Genomic DNA, 847 nt, shown 5'->3' with positions numbered 1-847 from the left:
CCTCGCCGTCCCGTCCGGCCACCTGTTGATGGAGGACCGGCCGGGCGACGTGGCCGCCGCCGTACTGGACGCGCCCGGGCCGTAGTCAGCGCCGAAGGACCTTGCGGGCCAGCAGGTTCCCGGCCAGCTGGGCGATCTGCACCAGCACGATCAGCACGGCCACCGTCACCACCATCACCGAGGTGTCGAAGCGCAGGTAGCCGTACGTCATGGCCAGGTTGCCCACCCCGCCGCCGCCCACCGTGCCGGCCACCGCCGAGAAGTCGATCAGTGCCACCAGGATGAAGGTCAGCCCGAGGATCAGCGGGCCGAGCGCCTCGGGCACCAGCACGGTCAGGATGATCCGCACCGGCCCCGCTCCCATCGCCCGGGCCGCCTCGATCACTCCGGGCTCGACCGCGACCAGGTTGTTCTCGACGATCCGGGCCACCCCGAAGGTGGCGACCACCACCATCGGGAAGATCGCCGCCTCGGTGCCGATCATCGAGCCGGTGACCGCGCGGGTGAGCGGGGCCATAGCGACGATCGCGATGATGAACGGCACCGGCCGGACCAGGTTGATCAGCAGGTTGAGCAGGGAGAAGACCGCCCGGTTCTGCAGCAGGTTGCCCTTCCGGGTGGCGTACAGCAGCAGGCCGAGCACCAGTCCGAGGGCCGAGGAGAGCAGCAGGGTGACCAGCACCATGTAGACGGTCTGGCCGGTGGCGTCGGCCAGCTTGGGCCAGAAGACGTTCCAGTCGACCTTCACGCGGCCAACACCTCCGCGCGCTCCCAGGCGGCCAGAAAGGCCGTCAGATCGGCTTCGTCGCCGTGCAGTTCGACGGTCAGGCTGCCCAGTGGCAGCGAG

1 protein-coding gene is annotated in these 847 nt (G+C 69.8%); it reads right to left on the bottom strand.

Annotation, left to right across the window (positions count from 1 at the left end; translation table 11 throughout):
- Nucleotides 1-85 precede the first annotated feature (85 nt).
- Complete coding sequence (locus ABD323_RS42170; RefSeq protein ID WP_184919262.1) at nt 86-748, bottom strand: methionine ABC transporter permease; 663 nt, start codon at nt 746-748, stop codon at nt 86-88.
- Nucleotides 749-847: the final 99 nt, after the last annotated feature.

The organism is Kitasatospora nipponensis, from assembly GCF_039528135.1.
GTDB classification, from domain to species: domain Bacteria; phylum Actinomycetota; class Actinomycetes; order Streptomycetales; family Streptomycetaceae; genus Kitasatospora; species Kitasatospora nipponensis.
Note: the sequence above shows the minus strand (reverse complement) of the source record. Positions and strands in the feature narration are given on the sequence as shown.